The organism is Paraclostridium sp. (assembly GCF_051657365.1).
Taxonomy (GTDB): domain Bacteria; phylum Bacillota; class Clostridia; order Peptostreptococcales; family Peptostreptococcaceae; genus Paraclostridium.
Genome location: NZ_JBOFKN010000205.1, coordinates 79,880 through 105,665 on the forward strand (window position 1 = coordinate 79,880; position 25,786 = coordinate 105,665).

Here is a 25,786-nt window from a genome sequence, read left to right on the forward strand (position 1 = left end):
ATCAGTATATAATTAATAGATATAATTAATTTTAAATTTGAACAAATTAACTTGTTATGATAAAATTTTCCATATTAAAACTCAACAATAGGGAGAATTAGACATGAGTACATTAAGTAAAAATATGAGCGACAGATCAAAAGGAATATTATTTATAATAATTTCAGCTTTAGGATTTGCATTAATGTCTACATTTGTTAAACTGTCAGGTAATCTACCAATTTTTCAAAAGACATTTTTTAGAAATTCAGTTTCATTTATATTTGCATTCTTCATGGTTTACAAACAAAAAGAAAAGTTTTTTGGAAAAAAGGAGAATAGAAGATTACTACTTTTAAGAGCCACTACTGGTACATTTGGTGTTTTATTTAACTTCTATGCTATTAGTAAATTAGTTTTATCAGATGCAAATATGTTAAATCAATTAAGTTCTTTTTTCGCAATAATACTTGCAGCTATATTTTTAAAAGAAAAAGTAAAGATAAACCAAATTATCTCTATAATAATTGCATTTATAGGCGCTCTATTCATAATTAGGCCTCAATTTAACCTAGATATAGTACCTGCTTTAATAGGAGTTCTAGGAGCCATATGTGCAGCTTCTTCTTATACATGCCTTAGAGCTTTAGGTAAAAAAGAACAAGGAGCAACTATAGTATTTATATTTTCACTATTCTCGTTAGTAGTAATATTTCCGTTTATGCTAGAAACTTATAAGCATATGAGTATACTACAATTAATATACTTAATATTATCAGGTGTTTCGGCAACAATAGGACAATTCGGCATAACATGGGCATACAAATACGCTCCAGCTAAAGAAATATCTATTTTTAACTATACAAACGTAATATTTGCAGCAATAATAAGTGTTATATTGTTCAATGTAATCCCTGATGTATTCAGTATAATAGGATATATTATAATTTTCTCATCTGCACTATATATGTTTATGTACAATAAAAAGCTAGATAAATCATGTATATAAAAATTAGGATGTTTCCAAATGTGGAAATTCATTTTGAGATATCCCAATTTTTATATTAAATAGTTATCACAATTCAAAAAGGAGCTAATCTCTAAGAGATAGCTCCTTTTTACTAATTCATTTTAGCTTCTATATTTTCTATTCTTTCAACAACTGATTTAATCATTTCTTCAAATTTTTCTTTTTTAGCTTTTTCTTCATTTACTAAGCTTTCTGGAGCTTTAGCTAAGAAACCTTGATTAGAAAGTTTTCCGTTAACTCTCTTTATCTCACCTTCTAATTTAGCTTTTTCTTTATTCAATCTTTCTAATTCTTTAGTAAAGTCAACTAATTCATCAAGAGGTATAAATATTTTCACTCCATCTATAACAACACTTACTGCATCTTCAGGTATATTAGTTTCATCTTCAACTATTTCAACATTTGATGCTGATGCTAATGTTACGAAGTAATCTAATCCTTCTTCCATAGCTTCTTTCTTTTCAGCTGCTGGAACTATTATAACCTTAGCTTTCTTTGATGGTGGTACATTCATTTCAGCTCTTACATTTCTTATGTTTCTTATACCATCCATTGTTAAGTTCATCATTTCTTCTTCTTTAGCCATATTATCAGACTCATTGTAGTGAGGGAACTGTGCTACAACTATACTTCCTTCTACTGTTGGAAGGTGAGTATATATCTCTTCTGTTATAAATGGCATATATGGATGAAGAAGTTTTAATATTTTCTCTAATACATAAGTTAATGTATATAATGCTGTTTGCTTTGCAGCTTTATCATCAGAGTATAATCTTGGCTTAACTATTTCTATATACCAGTCACAGTACTCTGACCAAGCAAAGTCATATATTTTTTGAGCTGCTATTCCTAAGTCGAATTTATCCATGTTATCAGTAACTTCTTTAACAACATTGTTAGCTCTTGATATTATCCACTTGTCAGCTAAAGTCATATTAGCTTCTACTGATTCTCTAGTTACACCATCCATTATATCTTCATCTATATTCATGAATACAAATCTTGATGCATTCCATAATTTATTAGCAAAGTTTCTAGATGATTCAACTCTTTCCATATAGAATCTCATATCATTTCCTGGAGAGTTTCCAGTAGCTAACATGAATCTTAAAGCATCTGCTCCGTATTGATCTATAACTTCTAATGGGTCTATTCCGTTTCCTAGAGATTTACTCATTTTTCTACCTTCTTCATCTCTAACAAGCCCATGTATTAATACATGTTTAAATGGAGTTTCGTCCATACAGAACATTCCTGCAACTGCCATTCTTAATACCCAGAAAGTTATTATATCGTATCCAGTTACAAGTACACTTGTTGGATAGTAATAATTTAATTCTTCTGTATTATTAGGCCATCCTAATGTTGAGAAAGGCCATAATGCAGAAGAGAACCAAGTATCTAATACATCTTCATCTTGCTTAAAGTGAGTATGTCCACACTTACATTGCTTTGGCATTTCCTTAGCAACTACTACCTCTCCACAATCTTGACAGTAGTAAGCTGGTATTTGATGTCCCCACCATAACTGTCTTGATATACACCAGTCTCTTATATTATCTAACCATTGTAAGTAAGTTTTTTCAAATTTATCTGGTACAAATTCTAGATCTTGTTTCTTTAATATATCTATAGCAGGTTTTGCCAATTCATCCATCTTAACGAACCATTGGTCTGATAATCTTGGCTCAACTACAGTTTTACATCTGTAACAAGACCCTACATTATGATTATGATCTTTTATAGCTATTAAGTATCCAGCTTCATCTAAGTCAGCTATAAGTTGTTTTCTACACTCATATCTGTCCATACCTTCGTACTTACCAGCTAATTTGTTCATAGTTCCATCTTCATTCATTACATTTATCTTTTCAAGATTATGTCTTTGCCCTACTTCAAAGTCATTAGGGTCATGAGCTGGAGTCATTTTTACTGCACCAGTCCCGAAATCTAAATCAACATAATCATCAGCAACTATTATAAGTTCTCTATCTATCATAGGAAGTATTGCATGCTTTCCTACTAAATGAGTATATCTCTCATCTTCTGGATTTACAGCTATACCTGTATCTCCTAACATTGTTTCTGGTCTAGTTGTAGCTATTTCTAGGAACTCATCACTACCAGCTATTGGGTATTTTATATGATAGAACTTTCCATCATGCTCTTCATGCTCAACTTCTGCATCAGATAATGTAGTTTTACAATCTGGACACCAGTTTATTATTCTGTTTCCTTTGTATATTTGACCTTTTTCATATAGTTTCACAAAGAACTCTGTAACTGCTTCATTACATCCTTCATCCATTGTGAATCTTTCTCTATCCCAGTCACAAGAATCTCCTAACTGTTTCATTTGGTCTACTATTTTTCTACCAAACTCATTTCTCCAGTCCATAGCTCTATTTAAGAATTCTTCTCTTCCTAATTCGTACTTAGTTTTTCCTTCTTGCTCTTTTATTCTTTCAACAACCTTAACCTCTGTTGCTATAGAAGCATGGTCTGTTCCTGGTTGCCATAAAGCTTCATACCCGTCCATTCTCTTCCATCTTATAAGTATATCTTGTAATGTATGGTCAAGCGCGTGTCCCATGTGTAATTGGCCTGTTATGTTTGGTGGGGGAAGCATTATTGTAAACGGCTTTTTATTTGGATCTGGCTTAGATTTAAATAATCCTTCTTCTTCCCACTTTGAATATAATCTCGATTCAAAGTCTTTCGGATTATACGTTTTTGGTAAATTAGTATTTTCCATATAGATTCCTCCTATTTGTATTTTATATATTTGAAAATTAAAAAGAGCTCCCCATCCATTTAAGGACGAAGAGCTCGCGTTACCACCTTAATTTTATATATGAATTTAAATCAATTCATATATAACACTTAATAAATTTAACGATTCTCACCGTCTAGGCCTACTACTACTTCAGCTTAGAAACTCCAAAGCTACATTCTGCAATTCATTTCTTAGAAAGTTTTTCAGCCGGTGAACTTTCCTCTCTGTAAGTTGAGTTTGCATACTCCTCTTTTTCTCAGTTTTTAAATATTCTTATTATCTATTAATTATATATAATCACTATTATTATTGTCAATGTTTATAAATATTATATTCAGTTAGTTAAATTTTGTTTCCAATAATTTTTAGGCGTATCTCTTTCATCTATAGGAAGAATTGTATACCCTTTCGATTTTAATACATCTATTATTCCTTGAAGAGCTTTTACACTTTGTTCTTTTTCGTGCATAAGTAAAACTATTTCTTTATGCTGTCCTGAATATTTTGCTACATTATCCACTATGTCTTTAGGTGTTGCTCTCCAGTCTTCTGTATCTAAATTCCAGTCCCATATTTTATACCCAGCATTTACTAGTGCATCATAATCTTCTTTTGAGGCATATGGTTTACTTCCATAAGGTAACCTTATAAGGTTTGATTTTTGATTTGTAATTTCTTCTAATGTCTCTTTACACTTATCAAATTCATTTACTGCTGACTGTGGAGTTTTATACAAAATATTTATATCATGACTTACACTATGAAAACCTAGAGCATGTTTTTGATTAGCCATATTTTTCAATGATTCTTGGTATTTTTTCATATTACCTTCTACCATAAAAAAAGTAGCCTTCACATTGTTTTTGTTTAATATTTTCAGTATATCATTTGTGTATTTTGAAGGACCATCATCTATAGTTATATACGCAATTTTTTCTGGTTTAGGTCTTGGTCCTCTATTGCATATATTACTTGTTTGTATCATAAGTTGTGTCAGTGTTAAATTTTCACTATTTAATAAATTTATCTCTATGTTATTGTTACTATTAACTTTATCATTCGATATTCCAACTATGTTGCCATATGTAATAAATATTAAAACTAAAAGCAATATTACTATAAACATATTTAAAAAAATAGGTTTAATCCTTCTTTTCATCCCCATTTCCCCTTTATATTATTAATAAGCACTATATTAATAATTATTATTGACACTAATTTCAATCTCTATAGCCTTTATTTAATAAATATGTTTATAGTCGTTAAAATATTAGTACAAAAAAATAAAACTACTTATTTTGTAGTTTTATCCAATCTCTATCATATCGCCTTTTAACGCATATATTATATATTCACATATATTTGTAGTGTGATCTCCAATTCTTTCTAAATACCTACCTATAAATAAAATTCTTACACCTTGATCTATATTAACTTCCTTTTGATGCATGATTTTAAGTGTATGGTCTTGTACACACTCGTACAATTCATCTACTAATTCATCTCTTACTGCAATATTATATGCTAATTTTTCATCTCTATTTTCTAATGATTTTTTAGTATCTCTTATCATTTGTATGCAAATTTCTTTCATCTTCGGGATATCAACTAAGTCTTTTATATACTCTTCTTTCCCTATTTTGATAACTTCATCAGCAATATTAACAGCATAATCACCTATTCGTTCTAACTCTAAGCATATGCTTTCTAGTGAATATATAAACCTTAAATCCTTTGCCATTGGTTGTTTTAAAGCCATAAGCTCAATGCTTCTATCCCTTATATAATCTCTAAGAGCATCTATTTCATCATCTTGCTTTGATATTAATTTTGCTTTTTCAACATCCTTTGTTAGCATACATTGTACAGAATCTTCTAAAATTGCTTCACTTTTATCAATCATCTTCAATGTATAGTTTATAAGGGTATTTATATTTAACTCTAAGCTACTGTTGATCATATTAAAACTCCTTTATTGATTGTTTTATAATTTAGTATAAATATAGTTTATCCAAATCTTCCTGTTATATAATCTTCTGTACGCTTATCACTTGGATTTGTAAATATAGTTTTAGTTTCATCGAACTCTACAACCTCTCCTGTTAAGAAAAATGCTGTTTCGTCAGATACACGAGCTGCCTGTTGCATATTATGCGTAACTATTACTATTGTAAATTTATCTTTTAATTCAGCTATTAACTCTTCTACTTTTGATGTAGATATTGGGTCTAATGCAGATGTAGGTTCATCCATTAAAATCACTTCTGGCTTCATAGCTATAGTTCTTGCTATACATATACGCTGCTGTTGACCTCCAGATAGCCCTAGTGCAGATTTATTTAATCTATCTTTTACTTCATCCCAAATAGCTGCTCCCCTTAAGCTTTCTTCTACTATTTTATCTAAAGTAGATTTATCTTTTATTCCATGAATTCTCGGTCCATATGCAACATTATCATATATGCTCATAGGAAATAAGTTCGGCTTTTGAAAAACCATCCCGACTTTTGTACGTAATTTTATAACATCATCAGATTTATATATATCTTCTCCGTCAACAAGTATTTCTCCTTTTATTTTAACCCCTTCTATTAAGTCATTCATCCTATTTAATGTTCTTAAAAAAGTTGATTTACCACAACCTGAGGGACCTATTAACGCAGTAACTTTATTTTCTTTTATTTGCATATCTATGCCTTTTAATGCTTTGTTATCTCCATAAAATAATTCTAGGTTTTTTACATTTATTTTTATATTATTCATTTTAGTAGCTCTCCTTACTAAACTTTTTAACTATAAACTTAGCTAAAGTATTTAAACATAATACTATTACTATTAAAACCACGCCTACACTTGCTGCTGCTTGTATATCTCCTGTTTCCTTAGCTATTAAATATGATTGAACTGTTAATGTTCTCGCACTATCAAATATTGAACCAGGCATTTGAGCAACTGTACCAGCTGTTAGTAATATTGCTGCTGATTCTCCTACAACACGACCTATAGATAATATTATTCCTGATAATATTCCAGGTAATGCACTAGGTATTATAACTTTATATAAAGTTTGGAATTTAGTTGCTCCCATTGCTAAAGATGCTTCTCTATATCCATTAGGCACTGTTTTTAGTGCTTCTTCTGTAGTACGTATTATTACAGGTAAAATTATTATTGCAACAGTTAAAGCTCCTGCGATTATTGAATATCCCATCTTAAGAGTAATAACGAAGAATATACCTCCAAATAGTCCATATACTATAGATGGTATTCCTGCTAAACTCTCTGTTGCAAATCTTACTATATCAACAATCTTTCCTTTTTTAGCGTATTCTTGTAAATATACAGCTGCTAATACGCCAATAGGTGTAGCAACTAAAATTGATAAAAATACTGTGTATAAAGTAGTTACTATCATCGGTAGTATTCCGCCACCGCCACCTGCTGCATAATCACTAGTTAAATAATTTAAATTTATACCTCCAATACCTTTTACAAATATAAATCCAACTATTATAACTAGCATGCCTATAGTAAATACTGCTGACAATAAAACTGCAGCTTTTAATATATTTTCTCTTATTTTTCTCATATTACATGCCTGCCTTATTAGAAAGTTTACTTAATAGTAAATTAAGTATTAGTATAAATGTAAATAGCACTACTCCCGTTGCGAATAACATTTCTTGATGTGTTCCAAATGCATATCCCATTTCTAATGCTATATTTGTCGTTAACGGTCTTACACTATCCATAATAGAATTAGGTATTACAGGAGAGTTACCTGCAACTAGCATAACTGCCATCGTTTCTCCTAAAGCTCTTCCCGTTCCTAATACAACTGCTGCTAATATACCTGATTTAGCTGCAGGTAAAACTACTTTAAATATAGTTTCTATCTTTGATGCCCCTAGTGCTAATGATCCTTCTCTATATGCATCAGGCACAGCTTTTATAGCAGTTTTTGAAACAGCTATGATTGTAGGTAGCATCATTATAGCTAAAACAAATATTACAGCCAATAAACTTTGACCTTTTGGTAAGTTGAATATATCTTGTATTGTTGGAACTATTACTGCTAATCCAAATAATCCATACAATACAGATGGTATTCCAGCTAATAAATCTACACCTGAGCTTATTACTTTCCCTACATTTTTAGGTGCAATCTCTGCAATAAATGCAGCTGTAAGTATTCCTATAGGTGCTCCTATTAGTAATGCTCCTATAGTCGATAATATTGATGCAACTATCATTGGTAAAATTCCATATTGATCCGCACTTGGAACCCAAGAAGTTCCTGTTATAAAATCTATAAAAGAATATCCTTTTGCTATAAATGGTGTAAGACCTTTATAGAAAACAAAACCTATTATAAGCAGCAAGCTTAATACCGCTACTAACGCACTCATCATAAATATATTTTTTGCTACTTTTTCTATAGCATATTTTGTTCTATTATTATTCTTAGAACTAACCAGTTGCTCCTTAGCTAACATAAATACCTCCATTTTAATTACTAAATTTTAGCAATTACTTAACACTTATTAATCCTTCTTCAGTTACTATTTTCTGTCCATCTTCACTTAATACATAATCTATAAATTTCTTTCCATTTTCTGATAATGCATCTTCTTTGTATACTAATAAGAATGGTCTTGATAATTTATATTCTCCATTTTTAGCTTTTTCTGCTGTTGGTTGTATTCCATCTATACCGATTGCATTTATACTATCATCTATGTAACTAAATGATGTAAATCCTATTGCATTTTCATTTCCAGCTACTGTTGATTTTATGTTTCCATTTCCATCACTTATTTGAGCCTCTTTAATTAACTGAGTTGAATCATATCCAACAATCTCTTGGAATGCATCTCTCGTTCCAGATCCATCTTCTCTTGAAACCACAACTATTGGAGCATCTTTTCCGCCAACTTCTTTCCAATTAGTTATCTTTCCTGTATATATATCCTTTATTTGATTCATAGTAAGCGATTTAACTTCATTATTTTTGTGAGTTATTATAGCTATACCATCAAATGCTATTTCAGATTGAGAAAGACCTTCTTTCTTTTCTTCTGGTTTTAAATCTCTAGATGCCATACCTATTTCTGCTACTCCAGTTATTGCATCTTTTATTCCTGCAGATGTTCCTAATTGATTGATCTCTACTGATGTATTTGGACTTACTGATTTAAATCCCGCTGCTTCTTTTTCTATAACTGGCCCTACTGAAGTCGATCCTGATATTGACAATCTAGCTGAATCCGAATCTTTCGATCCACATCCTACAGCCAACATACCTACCATTATAGTACTTGCTATCAGTACTCCTATTTTCTTTTTAAACATCTTATTACCTCCACGGCTCTTTAATAATCTTTGTAAATTTATATCATAATCTTAGTTTATCAACTTTGTTGTCGTTTATTCTTTAAGTTGTATTTACTTTATGTTTTAATAATAAAGCTTTTATGTTAAATATAAATTAGAGTAGGGTTAAGTTAAGGTAAATAAAGTTAAGTGCAAGTAAAACAATGTTAAATATAAGTAAAATCAATTTATTCACAGTTAATTCAATATTTTTTGCATAAAAAAAAGAGAATGTTAATTAACATTCTCTCTCTAATTCATTTACTAAATCTTTAAATATATCTAATGATTTTTCTATAGATTCTTTCTTTTCCATATCAACTCCAGCAGCTCTCAGCTGATTAAGTGGATATTCAGATCCTCCACTTTTCAAGAAATCTAAATATTTCTCAACAGCATTTCCACCTTCGTTTAATATTTTTTCACTTAAAGCACTAGCTGCCGAAAATCCAGTGGCATACTTATAAACATAGAAATTCGAATAGAAGTGTGGTATCCTAGCCCATTCTAATCCTATTTCTTCATCTACTATACAAGATTTTCCATAGTATTTTTTGTTTAAATCATAATAAATATCTGTAAATTCTTTAGCTGTCAGAGGTTCTCCTCCTTCAACTCTTTCATGAGTTATTTTCTCAAATTCTGCAAACATAGTTTGTCTATATACCGTAGTTCTAAATTGCTCTAAATAATAATTCAATAAATATATTCTTTCATCTTTAGATGATGAATTTTCTAGTAAATAATTTACTAGTAATAATTCATTTAAAGTAGATGCAACTTCAGCCACAAATATCTTATATGAAGAATACAAGTATTCTTGGTTATTTCTTGAGTAGTAACTATGCATTGAATGTCCTAATTCATGTACTAATGTAAACAATGAATTTAAATCATCTTTATAACTCATCAATATATATGGAGATGAATCATAACTTCCCCATGAATAAGCTCCACCTTGTTTACCTTCATTTTCATATACATCTATCCATCTTTCACTAAAGGCTTGTTTTACTATACTTAAATATTCTTCACCTAAAGGTTTTAAAGCTTTTAAAATTATTGCTTGAGCTTCTTCATAAGTTACCTTCATATCAAAGTTAGATGTTATAGGTACATATAGGTCATACATATGCATTTCATTTATATTTAAATATTTTTTTCTTAACTCTACATATTTATTTAATGTATCTAAATTTTTATCAACTACATCTATAAGATTGTAATATACATCTACACTTATATCATCTTGAAATAAAGAGCTTTCTATTGCTGATTTATAATTTCTCATTTTAGAATAGAATATTTCGCTTTTTATTCCTCCATATAAAGTAGATGCAAAGGTATTTTTATACTCTCCATATGTAGAATATACAGCTTCGAATGCATCTTTTCTAACTCTGCTATCTTTACTTTTAAGCAATGTAGAGTAATTACCATGTGTAATTCTTATATTTTTTCCATCTTCGCCTTTTATTTCAGGAAACTTTAAATCTGCAAATGAAAACATTTCATATACATTTTCAGCTACTCCACTTAATTCTGACGCTGCAGCTAAAATTTCTTCTTCTTTCTCAGTAAGTGTATGAGGTTTATCTCTTAAAATTTCATCTACATATTTTTTATAGAAATTTAATTTTTCATCACTTAAATATTCTTGTAATTTTTTTTCATCCATAGCTATTATTTCCGGTATTATATACGATGTAGCCATTGATAATTCAGTTGAAATCATAGCTATTTTTGTAGCTCTAGCCTGATTTTCATTATTGCGAGTATCTTCATGTTGTTTCATATGAGTGTATACATATAAGTTTTGAAGGATTCTTGATGCTTTTTCAGAGTCATTTAATACGGTATAAAGGTTTTCTTTGCTAATTGCAATTTTACCTTTATATCCTTTAAGTTCTTCTATTATCCCATTTACCTTATCAATATCTTGTTTAATTGATTCTGAAGTTTGATACATAGTATCAATATTCCATTTAAACTGTTCTTCAATTAAATTTCTATTTACTCCCATAATTTCACTCCTTTTTTGGCTTATAATTTACAGAACTGCTATTAATATAGCTCCTTCTGAAGTATAAGTTCCCATAACTGGTCCTATACTTGATATTATTATGTCCTTATGTTCATAATTTTCTTCTATATGTTTTGCAATTTTATAAGCTTTTTCTTCACAATTTGCATGACCTATTACCAATGTCTTATTTTTTATGTCATGTACATTATTTTTTACTTTTTCAAATAGCTTCTTCATACTATTACTTTCGCCTCTAGCTTTGTCTATAGGTTTAACTTCACCTTCTGCTATTTCTATAATAACCTTAAAGTTAAGCGCATTTATTAATCTACCAGCTATAGGGTTTACTCTACCACCTTTAATAGCGTTCTCAAGTGTGTCTAATACCCCATAAAAAGTTATATCTTTTTTTATGTTTTCTAAGTAATCAACTACCTCTTTTAACGATTTCCCTTGCTCAATTAATTTATTAGCTTTATATACCATTAATCCTACACCTATAGATCCACTTAATGAATCTACAACTGCAATTCTCTTATTGCTTCCAGGATTATGTTCTAAATATATATTTTTAGCTAAAACAGCACTGCTGTACGTACTAGATAACTTAGAAGTTAATGTTATTATTAATATTTCTTCTTCTTCACAATCAAACATTTCTATAAATCTATCAGGAGATGGGCTAGAAGTTTTTGGTAACTCTTTGCATCCCTTCATTTTTTCATAAAACTCTTTTTCACTAATTTCTACTCCACCTATATAATGCTCTTCTCCAAAGGCTATATTTATTCCTACAACCTTCACTCCCATTTCATCTAAAAGTTCTTTTGGGAAATCTGTAGATCCTTCTACTATTACTCTTATGTTTGTCTTCACTTCACACACCTCAACTTTTTTATAGCTATCTTTATTTTATATATTTTAATGTAAATAATCTATACTTATTATGTTTTTTAACTCATTTAATTCTAATATTATCTTTTCTATCATAATTCGTCTATCATAAACAACGAAAAAACTAACTATATAGCAATAATCTCCATTAACTACATCAATATTATTCACCTTTATTTGTGATTTTTCTAATTTATTATACATACACGATATAATATTTATATCATCTACTTGTATCGTTAATATATTTTGTTTTTTTCTAAAAAATACCTTATCTATATTTTTTAATATGTATAAAGTTATTAATACAAAAACCCAGGCTAATATACCAAGTGTATATTGACCATAACCAACAGCAATTCCTATACAGGCGGTCGCCCATATCCCAGCAGCAGTCGTAAGTCCTCTTATACCACTTGAATTTTTCAGTATTGCTCCCGTTCCCAAAAAACCAATTCCAGATAATACTTGAGCGGTTAATCTTGATGGATCTAAGTTTGTTTTACTGCCATAATCTATAAATAATATCACAGATGTTATAGCTGTTATACACGATCCTACAGCTACTAATATATGAGTTCTAAATCCAGCAAATTGATATGACTTTTCTCTTTCAAGCCCTGTTAACCCACCTATGATAAGAGCTACTAATAATCTAGTTATAATTTCTTTAGCACTTATGGCCCTCGCCTCCTATTATAAATATATATAATTATTTATATTTACAATAGGCTAGTCATTATTACGACTATATTAACTTTAAAACTAAAAAATTTTAAATTTTATTTATCAAGATTTAATTTATCTATACGATAAAAAGGGCTTATGTTAAATAGCCCTAAATTTTAATCATTTATATTATTTTTAATAACATTTATATGTGTAGGATACGCTATATTTATTCCATTTTCTCTAAAAGTTATTAAAATTTGAAGTTTGGTATCCTTAAGTGCTACAAAATATTTATGAGACTGAACTACTCCAGTTATAGTGTATTTAGCCCCAATAGGACTTTCTTCTATATCTGTAACTCCATAAACTTTAAATAACCCCGAATTTTCCTTACCTTTCTTCGTCCACAAAATATCTTCATGCCGTTCATTTAATATATCACATACTTGTTCCAATGATTTTATAACATTCATCGGATCTTCTTCATATGAAACTCTTACATTTACAACAACTCTCATATTTGCTCTGCTATAATTTCTAATACTAACTATATTTCCATTAGGAAGAGTAACTCTTCTTAAATCCCAGTCTCTTAAACTAGTACTTCTTAATCCAATTTCTTCTACAGTACCTCTAAATTCTTCATTTAAAATAACAAAATCTCCAACTTGTATCTGTTTTTCAAATATAATAAAAAACCCATTGAAAATATCCTTTAATATACTTTGAGATGCTACTCCAGCTATCAATCCTACTATACTAGCTCCTGTAACTAAAGTTCCAAACTTAGTAACATCAACTATCTTAAACTCTTTTAATAAAAGAATTATAGTAAGTATAAATATAATATAATATGCCATTGAGCATAAAAGACTGCTTAATGTATTTTCATATCTAACATCAAATCTAGTAAGTTCAAATATCTTTTTTAAAAAGTATTGTATTAATTTGAGTAAAACATAAGCACAAACAACTATTATAATTGAATTTATAATTCTTGCTAAAATCATAATTAATCCCTTTCTTTCAACGATTAATATATATTCAATTATAAATTGTTAACTTAATGCTTAAGTCATATACTTATTTACTAAAATATTAAAATTTTTATAAATTCATGTTATAAGGAAATTAAATTTACAAATAAAAAAATTTCATTTCCTTATAACACAAGAAAAGTCTTCCCGTTTATTTAGAAGACTCTTGGTTTAACTTTATATACTTGTTTATCGCTTCATCAATTTTATTGCTAGTACTAACCAGTTCGTCTTTGAATATATCAGGATATTCTATATACGTGTTTATTTCTTCTCTCAAACTTTCTATTTCTTTTTTTAATAAAACCATCTCGTTTTTAGTCATATTACCACCATAGTTACAAATTTATATAGATTTACTTATATTTTAACAATGTTTTCCCTGTTATGTCAACAAACGTTTTACTAATGTATGGCATTTTATTTACCATATATTTAGATGTTATACCTACAAATACCCCCGTAATGACAGATGCAATTAACATATATGGTAAATATCCAAATATCATAGTGTTATCAATAATCAAACTAGCTACTATTAATTGCCCAATATTATGACCTATAGCCCCTATTATACTTACACCTATTAAAGAAAACCATCTAAATTTTAATGCTATTACCATTAATAACAAACTTAAATATCCTCCTGCTATACTAAACATTAAATATGATATTGGTCCTGCAAATATAGATGACATCAAAATCCTTATTGATAATATAACAAAAGTATCTTTTAATCCAAATATAACTAAACACGTTAACGTTATTATATTTGTAAGTCCCAACTTAGCTCCTGGAAATATTGCAATTAATGGATTTGGCATATAGCTCTCTAATATATATAATATCAAACTATATCCAATCATAAGCGCCATATAGGTTAGCTTTTTTGTCTTCATTTATAAAGTCCTCCCCCTTAGTTGTAAATGTATCCCTCAATTACATATTACCATATTAAAATATAGATATTATTTATTTTTCATATATCATTCACTATTTATTGACTTTTTGAATATTAAATGGTATATTTATATTATAATTAATTGAGAATGAAACTCATTAGGAGGTGTTAATGATGACTGTTTACGATTTAAGAGTAGGTCAAAAAGGCATCATAGATAATATATATGGAAACGAAAAATTAGCAAAAAGATTATTAGCTCTTGGCTGTACAAGTGAGACTGAAATAGAAGTGAAAAAAATAGCTCCTCTAGGAGATCCAATTTTAGTTCGTTTTAGAGGATTTGATTTAGCAATAAGAAAAAATGACGCAAAAAATATAAGCTTAAAATAAGGAGGTATCAACTTGATTAATGTTGCATTATTTGGTAACCCAAATGTAGGTAAAACTACAGTGTTTAATATGCTTACTGGTTCGAAGCAGTATGTAGGAAACTGGCCTGGTGTTACTATCGAGAAAAAAGAAGGTTTTATAAGTGAAGATATAAAAATAGTAGATCTTCCTGGGATATATGCTATGGATACTTTTTCAAATGAAGAGAAGGTTTCTAAGCAATTTTTAGAAAGTAATGATGTAGATTTAATATTAAATATAGTAGATGCATCTAGTTTAGATAGAAACTTATACTTAACTACACAGCTTATGCAATACAATAAACCAATCGTATTGCTTCTTAATATGATTGATGTCGCTGAATCTAAAGGTATTCATATAGATGCAAAAAAACTTGAAGCTGAGTTAGGAATTAAAGTTATTCCTATAATAGCAAAGAAAAAAGAAGGTCTAGACAATATAGAAAATGATATAAAATTAGCATTGTCATCTAGTTTTAATTATAGAAAAGACTTTGGAAATGAAATGAATACTTATAAAGAATTAGAAAAAATATTAAGTAAGTCTATGAAATCAGGTTTTAAAAATAAAGAAAGCTTAAGTAGTAAGCTAGATAATATAATTTTAAATCCTATATTAGCTTATCCTATATTTATTGCTGCTTTATTAATACTTTTCAAATTTACATTTGATTGGGTAGGTGGCCCTCTTCAAGGATTGACAGAAACATTAATAGAAAATTATGTAGCTGTTCCTGCTGATGCGCTATTTGCAAATTCTAGCCCATGGTTCCACTCATTAATAGTCGATGGATTAATAGGCGGATTAGGTGGAGCATTACCATTCTTCCCATTAATATTTGTTCTATTCCTAGGTATATCATTCTTTGAAGATAGTGGATACATGGCTAGAACAGCATTCTTAATGGATAACATAATGAAGAAAGTTGGATTATCTGGTAAAGCATTCATACCTATGATAATGGGACTTGGATGTGCTTCTCCAGCTATAATGGCTACTAGAACTTTAGAAAGTGAAAAAGATAGAAAAGTAACTGCACTTATAGCACCTCTTATGACTTGTGGTGCAAAAGTACCAGTATACGCATTATTTGTATCTATATTTTTCCCTAAAAATGCAGCTATAGTAACTACATCTCTTTATTTACTAGGTATAGTAGTTGCCATAATAATAGCATTAGTATTAAATAAAACAGTTTATAAAGCTGATGTTGAGCCTTTTGTACTTGAACTTCCAGAGTATAAATTACCAACACTTAATGCTTTATTTAAAAATACTTGGAATAAAGCTAAAGGATTTTTAGTAAAGGTTTGTACAATAATGTTTGCTATGTCTGTTGTTATATGGGCATTATCATCATTTAATTTCTCAGGATTTACAGATAATATAAATAGTAGTTTTTTAGCTTCATTAGGTGGTTTAATAGCTCCTATATTTGCTCCTTTAGGATTCGGTGATTGGAGAGCTGGAGTTTCTATATTAACAGGTATAAGTGCAAAAGAGGTTGTTATAAGTACAATGGAAATTGTATATGGTAATTTAAATACTGTTTTACCAGAAACATTTACTGTTGTAACAGCTTACGGATTCTTAGTATTCTCTGCATTATATACTCCATGTATAGCAGCACTTTCTACAATGAGAAAAGAATATGGTAATAAAATGATGTTTATATCTGCAACTTATCAATTTGCAATAGCATGGATTGCAGCTTTCATTGTAAAAATAGTAGGTTCATTATTATTTGAAAACGCAGCAATATCTTCATCAATAGAATTGCTTGTAGGTGGAGGAATTATCCTTCTAGCACTATTCATACTTTACAAAAATATGAAATCTAAAAATGCAGGATGTTCGGGATGCTCTGGTTGTTCAAGCCAAAGTTCTTGTCCTAGCAACAAAAGTAAAATTGCAGAATAAAAAAGATGGGATTTAAATCCCATCTTTTTTTATATATTAAAATTTAACATCAATAGTTATATTTTTTCCACCTCTATTTATTACTATCTTTGATTGGTCTCCTACGGAATATTGATATAGAGCTTTGTTTAAATCTGACATTGATGTTATTTTTGTATCTCCTATTTTAGTTATAACATCACCTGCTTGAATTCCTGATTTTTGAGCTGGTGTATTAGCTATAGCCTCAGCTACATATACACCTTCATTTGCTTCTAAATCTGTTCCTGTTGCAGTTTCAAATGTTTGTACATCAATCCCTTTTATACCTAAAGTTACTTTTTCAAATTTACCATCTTTTATTATTTGATCTACTATAGGTTTTGCTGAATTTATTGGTATTGCAAATCCTAATCCTTCTGCCCCAGAAGCTTTAGCTGTATTTATACCTATAACCTGACCCTTATCATTTAGTAATGGACCTCCACTGTTACCAGGGTTTATACTTGCATCAGTTTGTATAAGACCTGTCATACTAGAACCTTTTCCAGTATCTATGCTTCTATCAAGACCACTTATTATCCCTTGTGTTACACTTTTTTGGAATTCAAGCCCTAGCGGATTACCTATTGCTATTGCTATATCTCCAGTTCTTACCTCATCACTATTTCCTAAGTCCGCTACAGGAAGACCTGTTTTGTCTACTTTTACAATAGCCATATCTATAGTTGGATCATTCCATAAAACTTTTCCCTTTGTAGTTGATCCATCATTGAATAATACTGTTACATCAGATGCTTTTCCATCAGATACAACATGTGAATTTGTTAATATATATCCTTTTGAATCAACAATAAATCCTGTTCCTACTCCTTGTGATTCTTGTGGAACTGCGAATAAATTATTTGTATCTATAGTAGTTGTAGTTATACCAACTACTGAAGGCATTGCTTTATCTGTTACCGCATGATATACATTTTGAGTTTTGCCACTATCATTTACTACTATATTTTGTTTATTCTGTTCACTATTTTTTGTTCCTAACTTATCTCCAAATATAAAAACTGTCATGAAACTACCTATCATAGCACTTATTATACTTACTACTATAATCAGTGCTATACTAGTTTTCCTTCCATTATCACTCATGTATTCAGCCCTCCTGATTTTTAGTTTTAACTTTATTAAGTTATACCCAAATTTTAATAATATTATTTGATAATTATCATTTCAATATACTTAAAATAAAAACACTACATAGAAGTGTTCTATATAGTGTTTATTATATTTCAGTATCCTTAATTAAACCTTAACTATTTTAATCTTTTTTCAAGTTCTGCTTTTTCTTTTTCAAATCCTGGCTTGCCTAACAATGCAAACATGTTTTTCTTATATGCTTCAACTCCTGGTTGATTAAAAGGATTTACTCCTAATATATATCCACTTATAGCACAAGCTTTTTCAAAGAAGTATACTAAATATCCAAAATTATACTCATCTAATTGAGGTATATTTACTATTAAATTTGGAACTGACCCATCTGTATGAGCTAGTAGTGTACCTTGGAATGCTTTCTTATTTACAAAATCTACTGTTTGATTTGCTAAATAGTTCAATCCATCTAAATCTACTTTTTCTTCATTTATAGTTATTTCTCTTCTTGTATTTTCAACGTTTAAAACAGTTTCAAATAATATTCTTTTTCCTTCTTGTATATATTGACCCATAGAGTGTAAATCTGTTGAAAAATCTACTGAAGCTGGGTAAATACCTTTATTATCTTTACCTTCACTTTCTCCGTATAGTTGTTTCCACCATTCCCCAACATAATGTAAACCTGGTTCGTAGTTAACCATTAGTTCAACATCTTTACCTTTTCTATGAAGTATGTTTCTAACTACTGCATATTGGTAACTATAATTTTCAGACAGATTAGAATTAGCAAATTCATTCATAGAGTCCTTAGCTCCTTGCATTATAGCATCTATATCTATTCCACAAGCAGCTATAGGTAATAATCCCACTGGCGTTAATACTGAGAATCGCCCTCCTACATCATCTGGTATTATAAATGTCTCATACCCTTCTTCATCTGCTAATACTCTTAATGCTCCTTTTTTAGCATCAGTAGTAGCATATATTCTTTTACTAGCTTCTTCTTTTCCATATTTTTTTTCTAAAAAATCTTTAAATACTCTAAATGCTATTGCAGGCTCTGTTGTAGTTCCTGACTTCGATATAACATTTATAGATACCTCTTTGTCTTTTATAACATCTAATAAATCAAGCATATAAGTAGAACTTATATTTTGACCTACAAAGTATATTTGAGGAGATTTTCTATCTTCTTTAGATAAGTTATTTCTAAAAGAATGTCCTAACATTTCTACAGCAGCTCTTGCCCCTAAGTAAGATCCACCTATTCCTATAACTAATAAAACATCTGAATCATTCTTTATTTTTTCTGCTGCTTTTTTTATTCTATCAAACTCTTTTTTATCATAATTTTCAGGTAGGTTAACCCATCCTAAGAAATCGTTACCCTCTCCTGTTTTATTATGTATCATATCATGTGCAACCTTTACATATTCACTCATACAATCGATTTCTTTTTGATTGAAGAAACCAATAGAATTGCTATAATCAAAACTTAACTTTTTCATGGTATACCTCTTTCTTCTTGTTAAAATTTTATTATACATAGAAATTATATCAAACAATAAACCTTTTTCCAATTAATTATAAATATTTTTTTATAATTTAATTATAATATTTTCATTTAAATGTTTATATATACAAAACTCCTGTATATTTTCTATACAGGAGTTTTGTCGATTATTTAATTATTTTGATTCTATTTTATTAGCTATAACCTGTTGTGCTATATTCACAGCATGATCTGATACTCTTTCTAGATTAGATATTAAATCTAGGAAAATCACTCCACTATCTATACTACATAAATTGTTATTTAATCTATGCATATGATTAGCTCTACATGATTTTTCCATCATATCAACTTGCTCTTCCATTTTTATAACCTTACAAGCTAAGTCTACATCATAATTTTTCATAGCTTCAAGAGAATATGAGTATGTAGCTATAACTTTGCTATATAATTCCTTTATCTCTTCTGTTCCTTGTTCTGATAATTTTAGATCACCATCTATTATATCTTGAGCTAACTCAGCTATATTTTCTGCATGATCTCCTATTCTTTCTATATCATTCACTGTATTAAATAATGAATCTACTATATCTCTAGAATCTCCATCTAAATTAGCTTTCGATAATTTTAATAAATAATTTAATATACCTTTTTGTAATTCATTAACAGTTTTTTCTCTTTTAAGTGTTTTATCTATCTTATCTTGTGATTTCTCTATAAATGCATCTATTGAATAACTTAAACTTTCCTTAGCTTTTTTACCCATTCTTAAAGTTTCTTTAACTGCACTTGCAACTGCTATCGATGGAGTTTCAACCATTCTATCATCTAGATATTTTATAGCCTTATGCTCATCATCTTCTCCTTCTTTATCAGGAACAAGTTTTACTGCAAGTTTTATTATAAACTTAGTAAACGGAAGTAATATTATAACCGATATTATATTAAATAATGTATGCGTGTTTGCTATTTGTCTTGCAACATCACCTGGATCCATATTAGTTACAAAGTTAACTACTGGTTTATTTAATAAAATCAAGAATACCGCTGTACCTAATACATTGAAAATCAAATGCATTACTGCAGCTCTTTTTGCATTACTAGATGCTCCAACACTTGATATTAATGATGTAACACATGTACCTATATTTTGTCCATATAATATTGGTAGTGCTGCACTTAAAGGTATTAAGCCTTGTGATGCTAGTGCTATAAGCATACCCATAGATGCACTTGAACTTTGAACTATAGCCGTTATTCCAAATCCAAGTAAAAGTCCTAATATTGGATGATCTCCAAATGTTATTAATAAATCTGTAAATCCTTTATATTCTGCTAAAGGCTCAACTGCAGCCTTCATAAAATCCATACCAGTAAATAATATACCAAATCCTATAAGTATTTCTGCTATGTTTTTAGTTTTAGGTTTAGACGCAAATAAATATAAAATTATACCAATCCCTAAAGCTACTGGCGCCATCCCATTTAAATCAAAGGATACTAGCTGTGCTGTTATAGTCGTTCCTATATTAGCACCCATTATAACCCCTATTGCTTGTGTTAAATTCATTATACCTGCATTAACAAATCCAACTACCATTACAGTAGTAGCACTACTACTTTGTATAATTGCTGTAACGAAAGCTCCTACTGCTACTCCCATAAATATGTTACTAGTAAGAAGTTCTACTATTTTTTTAAGCTTAGCTCCCGCAGATTTTTCAAGACCTTCAGCCATTAAGTTCATTCCATATAAAAATAAACCCAATCCTCCCATAAGGCTAATTACTATATCCAATTTCATTTCCTCCTTGAAATATTTATAATATTAGTCTACATATATAGCACCTTAACCATTCTATCAAACCAGCAACATATTTTTGTTAAATCTATGTTAAATATTAAAAATATATTAAATATTTATTAAATTTTCGTTAAATATTTTTTTCAGAATATTTAGTAATTATTTTTTCAGCACATTTTATACCATCTACAGCCGCAGTTACTATTCCACCCGCATATCCAGCACCTTCTCCACTAGGATATAGTTCTTTTACATTTATAGATTCTAAAGTTTCATCATCTCTTACGATTCTCACTGGAGCAGATGATCTAGTCTCAACACCTGTTAATACTGCATCATCCATAGCAAATCCATGTAATTTTTTATCTAATAAAAGTAATCCTTCTTTCATCGTTTCACAAACAAATTTAGGTAAACACTCTCTTAAATCTATAAATTTATATCCTGGTTTATATGATGGGTTAACTGAACCTAATGTAGTGCTTACTCTATCATTTAAAAAATCTCCTACTAATTGTATAGGTGCCTTATAATTTCTGCCTCCTAATTCAAAAGCTAATTTTTCATACTTTTCTTGGAAGTGAACTCCAGCTAAAGGATGATTACTTTCAAAGTCTTCAGGCGTAACATTAACCAAAACAGCACTGTTTGCGTTTTCTTTGTCTCTAGCATGTTCACTCATACCATTTGTAACCACATGCCCTTCTTCAGATGCAGAGGCTATCACAGAACCTCCTGGACACATGCAAAACGTATATATAGTTCTTCCATTAGAAGTATGTTCAACCAATCTATAATCAGCTGCTCCTAATCTTGGGTGATCATGAAACTCTTTATACTGAGATTTATTTATTAAAACTTGAGGGTGCTCTATCCTAGCTCCTATAGCAAAAGGTTTTTGAGTAATCTTAACTCCCTTTTCGTAAAGCATTTTATAAGTATCTCTAGCACTATGCCCTATAGCAAGAATAACAACTTCCGTTTTTAATACTTCTGTATTATTTATAGTAACAGATTCTATTTTTTCATTATTTAATTTTATATCAGTTACCTGAGCTTCAAATCTAACCTCTCCACCCAATCTAATAATTTCTTTTCGTATATTTTTAACTACTTCTTTTAAAATATCAGTTCCTACATGTGGCTTATGAGAGTATAAAATTTCCTCGGGAGCTCCAAAGTTCACAAGTTCTTCAAGAACTTTTCTACATCTAATATCTTTTATTCTTGTTGTTAATTTCCCATCAGAAAAAGTACCTGCTCCACCTTCTCCAAACTGCACATTTGATTTGGATTTAAATTGTCCACTTTCCCAAAATTGTTTTATATCTTCAGTTCTTGTATCTACATCTAATCCTCGTTCTAATAAAATAGGATTGTATCCTCTTTGAGCTAAAACTAAAGCAGCAAATAAACCTGCAGGTCCACTACCAATTATAACTGGCTTATTACTTAATTTTTCACTTCCACTTATAACGTCTACGTATTTCTTTTCTTTAACTTCTACAACATCCTTTATTTTAGCTTGTTTTAATAATATTTTTTCATTTTTAAGTTCTACATCGACAGTATAAACAAAATCTATTTTTCCTCTTCTTCTAGCATCTATGGATTCTTTATAAATATTAAAGTTTATTAAATCACTTTCATTTACTTTTAATTTTTTCAATACTAGCTTTTTTATATTATCTAAGCTTTCATTTATGTCTAGCTTTATATTAGAAACTCTTAACATATTAATCTTCCTTTCCTATCTATAAATTTAATTATATTAAAAATAAAAGCTAGGCTTTATAGGGCCTAGCTTTTATGGTTAAATTCTAATTGTATTGTTACTTAATCTCTATGAGTAATTAACCCTCTTATAACTTTCATGTTATTAAATACTTTTTCTAAGAAATTCTCTGCCTCTTCATTATCTAGTAATTCGATTTGAGTTTGTGCATCATCATTTATACCGTTTTGTTTACAGTATTCCTTAGCTACATTTACTAATTCATCTTTTGCACTATTACATAATTCAAACTCTTTATAGTCTATTATTATATATTGCATTGCCTTTTCTAGGCTTTTTTCATTATACCCTATTTCAATATGGTATATTACTGCATATAAATTTTCTGGAGTTTCCTCCCCTTTATATACTGGTACTGCTGGATTAGATTTTATATAACTTGTTGATACAGCAATTGCTTTTCCTAAATTAAGACCCATGTATATACCTCTTTCTGTATATTTAAAATTAAGTTTTATACTACATTTTTAAATCTTTATGTCTTTTACCTAAAGTACTTGGACTTATATCGTATTTTTTAGATATTTGAGATTGCGTTACAGCTTGTCCGTTTTCTTTTTTTACATGATATTCTATAGCTGCAGCCCATCCATTTTCAGAACCTTTTATCTCACTATTGTTTGATTTATAAGTATTCCAAAAATCTAAACATTTTTCTAAAATATCCGCCTCAACTTGAGATTTAAGTAAAGCAGAAACTTTACATTCATCTTCAGCTATCATTTCATTTACTTCTTCTTGCTTTTTAGCATTAACTTCTTTTTGATCTTTAAGATATTCAGCAATTTTTGGATCTAATAATTGTTGAACATACTTATATAATATATGAGTATGATATATCAAGAAAGTTTTTATATCTTTATATAAATCTTCATATTGATTGAAGAAGTGATTTATATCATTTACTACTATATCTTTTACAGCCTCTGATATACTTACTGTAACGTCTAATAATAAGTGTGATTCTCCAACTTCAACTATTCTAGCTATTATGCAATCACCTTGATTAAATCCATTTAATAGATTTATATCTTCAGTATATACTTCATCACCAGTTATAGAATCTTTTAATAGTATTTTATCTTCTAATTTTTCTTTTATAACATATACACTTACATAAGATTCAAATAGGCTTTTTAATATATCTACTTCAGATTTATTTAAGCTACTTTTATTTTCCTCAAAAAAGTCAACTGTTATAACTTTTTTATTATCCATTATATGATCTTGTATAAAGTATGTATTAAAGAAACTTTCAAACTTACTATTTATATTTTCATCATCTAATATATAAAACATTTCTTGTGCTTTTTTATACTCTTCATTAAATTTTGGCTGTCTTGAATATTCGTATAGTTTTGAGTACAGTTGTGAATATTGTTTTTGTGAAAGTACAATTTTTCTACTAGCTCTTCCTGATACAACATCTTTATTTAAACAGCATCTTTTATATTTTTTCCCGCTTCCGCATGGGCATAACTCATTTCTCCCTAACACTGTTACTTTCACTCCTTTATTTCTAAATTTAAATACAATTTATAATTATATCATCTTTTTTTCAATCATTCTATACTATAAGCCCATTTTATTGTTTTTAGATGATTTTTTATTGATTTTATACGTTATTCCATCTAAAATTCCTTCATTATAGTTATTTATCACATCTTTTATAATCAATTCTCTAATTAGCTTATATAATTTACGTTTATCACAATCATATCTTATGCTTAATAGGCTTATCTCCATATTTTGAAAGAAATACTTTTCTAAATTCCCCCTTAATATTTTTATATTTTCTATATTCGAAGGGCTATTTATTATAAAATCTATATATTTTTTCGAATCTATACACTCATTTATATTTTTATATTTATTATTTATCATATAATCATTGTATCCAAATGTATTTCCTTTTAAATATCCATATAAAATCATTTTTTTTCTATCTGCTTTCACTATTTTATATATTTCTTCTGATATTTCTTCTATATTATAAACATCTCTGTAACTTTTCATTATATTTTCTTTAAATTCACCCATTATATGCATTGTCCATAAATGTATATTTATTTTATCTAAATTTGCTCCATATAAATTTTTACATATATTTATATATTTATTATTTACATTTTCAAGAAAATCTTTTTAAATTAAGCTTCTATAACTATTTATGCAAAGTATATCAGTGTTCATTTGTATTCCCCCTTGGAAATTTGTAGAATAAACTCGTTTTAAAGCTATTCTATAAACCTCAAGGAAAACCTTTTTTTATTTAATATATTTTCAATTTAAAATTGCAATCTATATTATTTTCATCCATCATAGAAATATTCATATCTTCTAGAAAAATTTCACTACTTAATTTTTCTATATTTATTAATCTATCTATTAATACAGTTTTTTCTCCACTTAAATGCATTTCTATATCGATAAATTCTTTTTCTATATTTTCACTTTTTATATATTTTACAATACATATATCTTTAAAATAATTTTCTATGTTTATAATTAAATTTTC

Annotated in this window: 24 protein-coding genes and 1 other annotated feature; of the genes, 3 read left to right on the forward strand and 21 right to left on the reverse strand. The window is 28.8% G+C overall.

What is annotated here, in order from left to right:
• Positions 1 to 103: 103 nt before the first annotated feature.
• Entirely contained in the window at positions 104 to 988 is an 885-nt protein-coding gene (locus ACRCYC_RS16010; protein ID WP_438620101.1) for a DMT family transporter, read from the forward strand.
• Positions 989 to 1,100: 112 nt separating this feature from the next.
• Here the strand turns inward: ACRCYC_RS16010 and ACRCYC_RS16015 are convergent, their stop codons facing one another.
• From ACRCYC_RS16015 to ACRCYC_RS16075, 13 genes are all read right to left on the reverse strand, one after another.
• Entirely contained in the window at positions 1,101 to 3,764 is a 2,664-nt protein-coding gene (locus ACRCYC_RS16015; protein WP_438620102.1) for a valine--tRNA ligase, read from the reverse strand.
• Between the two features lie 58 nt (positions 3,765 to 3,822).
• Positions 3,823 to 4,052: a binding site (T-box leader), on the reverse strand.
• 67 nt (positions 4,053 to 4,119) lie between these two features.
• A complete protein-coding gene (locus ACRCYC_RS16020; RefSeq protein ID WP_438620103.1) occupies positions 4,120 to 4,944 on the reverse strand; it encodes a polysaccharide deacetylase family protein in 825 nt (274 codons plus the stop codon).
• A gap of 147 nt (positions 4,945 to 5,091) precedes the next feature.
• The gene (gene phoU / locus ACRCYC_RS16025; RefSeq protein WP_438620104.1) at positions 5,092 to 5,745 is read right to left on the reverse strand and encodes a phosphate signaling complex protein PhoU; all 654 of its coding nucleotides are present in this window, start codon (positions 5,743 to 5,745) and stop codon (positions 5,092 to 5,094) included.
• A gap of 47 nt (positions 5,746 to 5,792) precedes the next feature.
• Positions 5,793 to 6,548: a phosphate ABC transporter ATP-binding protein PstB gene (pstB, locus tag ACRCYC_RS16030; RefSeq protein WP_438620105.1), complete on the reverse strand. Its 756-nt coding sequence runs from the start codon at positions 6,546 to 6,548 to the stop codon at positions 5,793 to 5,795.
• Between the two features lies 1 nt (position 6,549).
• On the reverse strand, positions 6,550 to 7,374 hold the full coding sequence (pstA, locus tag ACRCYC_RS16035; RefSeq protein WP_438620106.1) for a phosphate ABC transporter permease PstA: 825 nt from the start codon (positions 7,372 to 7,374) through the stop codon (positions 6,550 to 6,552).
• Position 7,375: 1 nt separating this feature from the next.
• Entirely contained in the window at positions 7,376 to 8,281 is a 906-nt protein-coding gene (gene pstC, locus ACRCYC_RS16040) for a phosphate ABC transporter permease subunit PstC (RefSeq protein ID WP_438620107.1), read from the reverse strand.
• A gap of 34 nt (positions 8,282 to 8,315) precedes the next feature.
• Positions 8,316 to 9,137, reverse strand: coding sequence for a phosphate ABC transporter substrate-binding protein (locus tag ACRCYC_RS16045; protein WP_438620108.1), 822 nt, complete (start codon positions 9,135 to 9,137; stop codon positions 8,316 to 8,318).
• Positions 9,138 to 9,396: 259 nt separating this feature from the next.
• Entirely contained in the window at positions 9,397 to 11,181 is a 1,785-nt protein-coding gene (gene pepF, locus ACRCYC_RS16050) for an oligoendopeptidase F (protein ID WP_438620109.1), read from the reverse strand.
• A 27-nt stretch (positions 11,182 to 11,208) separates the two neighbouring features.
• The gene (locus tag ACRCYC_RS16055; protein ID WP_438620110.1) at positions 11,209 to 12,060 is read right to left on the reverse strand and encodes a DegV family protein; all 852 of its coding nucleotides are present in this window, start codon (positions 12,058 to 12,060) and stop codon (positions 11,209 to 11,211) included.
• A gap of 45 nt (positions 12,061 to 12,105) precedes the next feature.
• Positions 12,106 to 12,759: an MgtC/SapB family protein gene (locus ACRCYC_RS16060; RefSeq protein ID WP_438620123.1), complete on the reverse strand. Its 654-nt coding sequence runs from the start codon at positions 12,757 to 12,759 to the stop codon at positions 12,106 to 12,108.
• A 164-nt stretch (positions 12,760 to 12,923) separates the two neighbouring features.
• Positions 12,924 to 13,760, reverse strand: coding sequence for a mechanosensitive ion channel family protein (locus ACRCYC_RS16065; RefSeq protein ID WP_438620111.1), 837 nt, complete (start codon positions 13,758 to 13,760; stop codon positions 12,924 to 12,926).
• 178 nt (positions 13,761 to 13,938) lie between these two features.
• Positions 13,939 to 14,112 carry an aspartyl-phosphate phosphatase Spo0E family protein gene (locus ACRCYC_RS16070; protein WP_438620112.1) on the reverse strand — a complete coding sequence of 58 codons (174 nt, stop codon included), beginning with the start codon at positions 14,110 to 14,112 and terminating at the stop codon, positions 13,939 to 13,941.
• 31 nt (positions 14,113 to 14,143) lie between these two features.
• Entirely contained in the window at positions 14,144 to 14,686 is a 543-nt protein-coding gene (locus tag ACRCYC_RS16075) for a Gx transporter family protein (protein WP_438620113.1), read from the reverse strand.
• 176 nt (positions 14,687 to 14,862) lie between these two features.
• On the opposite strand from ACRCYC_RS16075, the gene ACRCYC_RS16080 reads away from it, so the two are divergent.
• Positions 14,863 to 15,081 (forward strand): FeoA family protein, encoded by a 219-nt coding sequence (locus tag ACRCYC_RS16080; protein WP_438620124.1) that lies wholly within the window; start codon positions 14,863 to 14,865, stop codon positions 15,079 to 15,081.
• A 12-nt stretch (positions 15,082 to 15,093) separates the two neighbouring features.
• Positions 15,094 to 17,022: a ferrous iron transport protein B gene (gene feoB / locus ACRCYC_RS16085; protein ID WP_438620114.1), complete on the forward strand. Its 1,929-nt coding sequence runs from the start codon at positions 15,094 to 15,096 to the stop codon at positions 17,020 to 17,022.
• Positions 17,023 to 17,058: 36 nt separating this feature from the next.
• On the opposite strand, the gene htrA is transcribed toward feoB, so the two are convergent.
• The 8 genes from htrA to ACRCYC_RS16125 all read right to left on the reverse strand — a co-directional run.
• On the reverse strand, positions 17,059 to 18,150 hold the full coding sequence (gene htrA / locus ACRCYC_RS16090; RefSeq protein ID WP_438620115.1) for a serine protease HtrA: 1,092 nt from the start codon (positions 18,148 to 18,150) through the stop codon (positions 17,059 to 17,061).
• Between the two features lie 164 nt (positions 18,151 to 18,314).
• A complete protein-coding gene (locus ACRCYC_RS16095; RefSeq protein WP_438620116.1) occupies positions 18,315 to 19,664 on the reverse strand; it encodes a glucose-6-phosphate isomerase in 1,350 nt (449 codons plus the stop codon).
• Positions 19,665 to 19,844: 180 nt separating this feature from the next.
• The gene (locus ACRCYC_RS16100; RefSeq protein WP_438620117.1) at positions 19,845 to 21,467 is read right to left on the reverse strand and encodes a Na/Pi cotransporter family protein; all 1,623 of its coding nucleotides are present in this window, start codon (positions 21,465 to 21,467) and stop codon (positions 19,845 to 19,847) included.
• 136 nt (positions 21,468 to 21,603) lie between these two features.
• Positions 21,604 to 23,208 carry an NAD(P)/FAD-dependent oxidoreductase gene (locus ACRCYC_RS16105; RefSeq protein WP_438620118.1) on the reverse strand — a complete coding sequence of 535 codons (1,605 nt, stop codon included), beginning with the start codon at positions 23,206 to 23,208 and terminating at the stop codon, positions 21,604 to 21,606.
• Between the two features lie 101 nt (positions 23,209 to 23,309).
• Positions 23,310 to 23,687 (reverse strand): hypothetical protein, encoded by a 378-nt coding sequence (locus ACRCYC_RS16110; protein WP_438620119.1) that lies wholly within the window; start codon positions 23,685 to 23,687, stop codon positions 23,310 to 23,312.
• Positions 23,688 to 23,727: 40 nt separating this feature from the next.
• Positions 23,728 to 24,765, reverse strand: a complete 1,038-nt coding sequence (locus tag ACRCYC_RS16115; RefSeq protein ID WP_438620120.1) for an SEC-C metal-binding domain-containing protein — start codon at positions 24,763 to 24,765, stop codon at positions 23,728 to 23,730.
• Between the two features lie 75 nt (positions 24,766 to 24,840).
• Positions 24,841 to 25,317, reverse strand: a complete 477-nt coding sequence (locus ACRCYC_RS16120) for a hypothetical protein (protein WP_438620121.1) — start codon at positions 25,315 to 25,317, stop codon at positions 24,841 to 24,843.
• Positions 25,318 to 25,540: 223 nt separating this feature from the next.
• On the reverse strand, positions 25,541 to 25,786 hold a 246-nt coding region (locus tag ACRCYC_RS16125; protein WP_438620122.1), incomplete at its 5' end, for a hypothetical protein.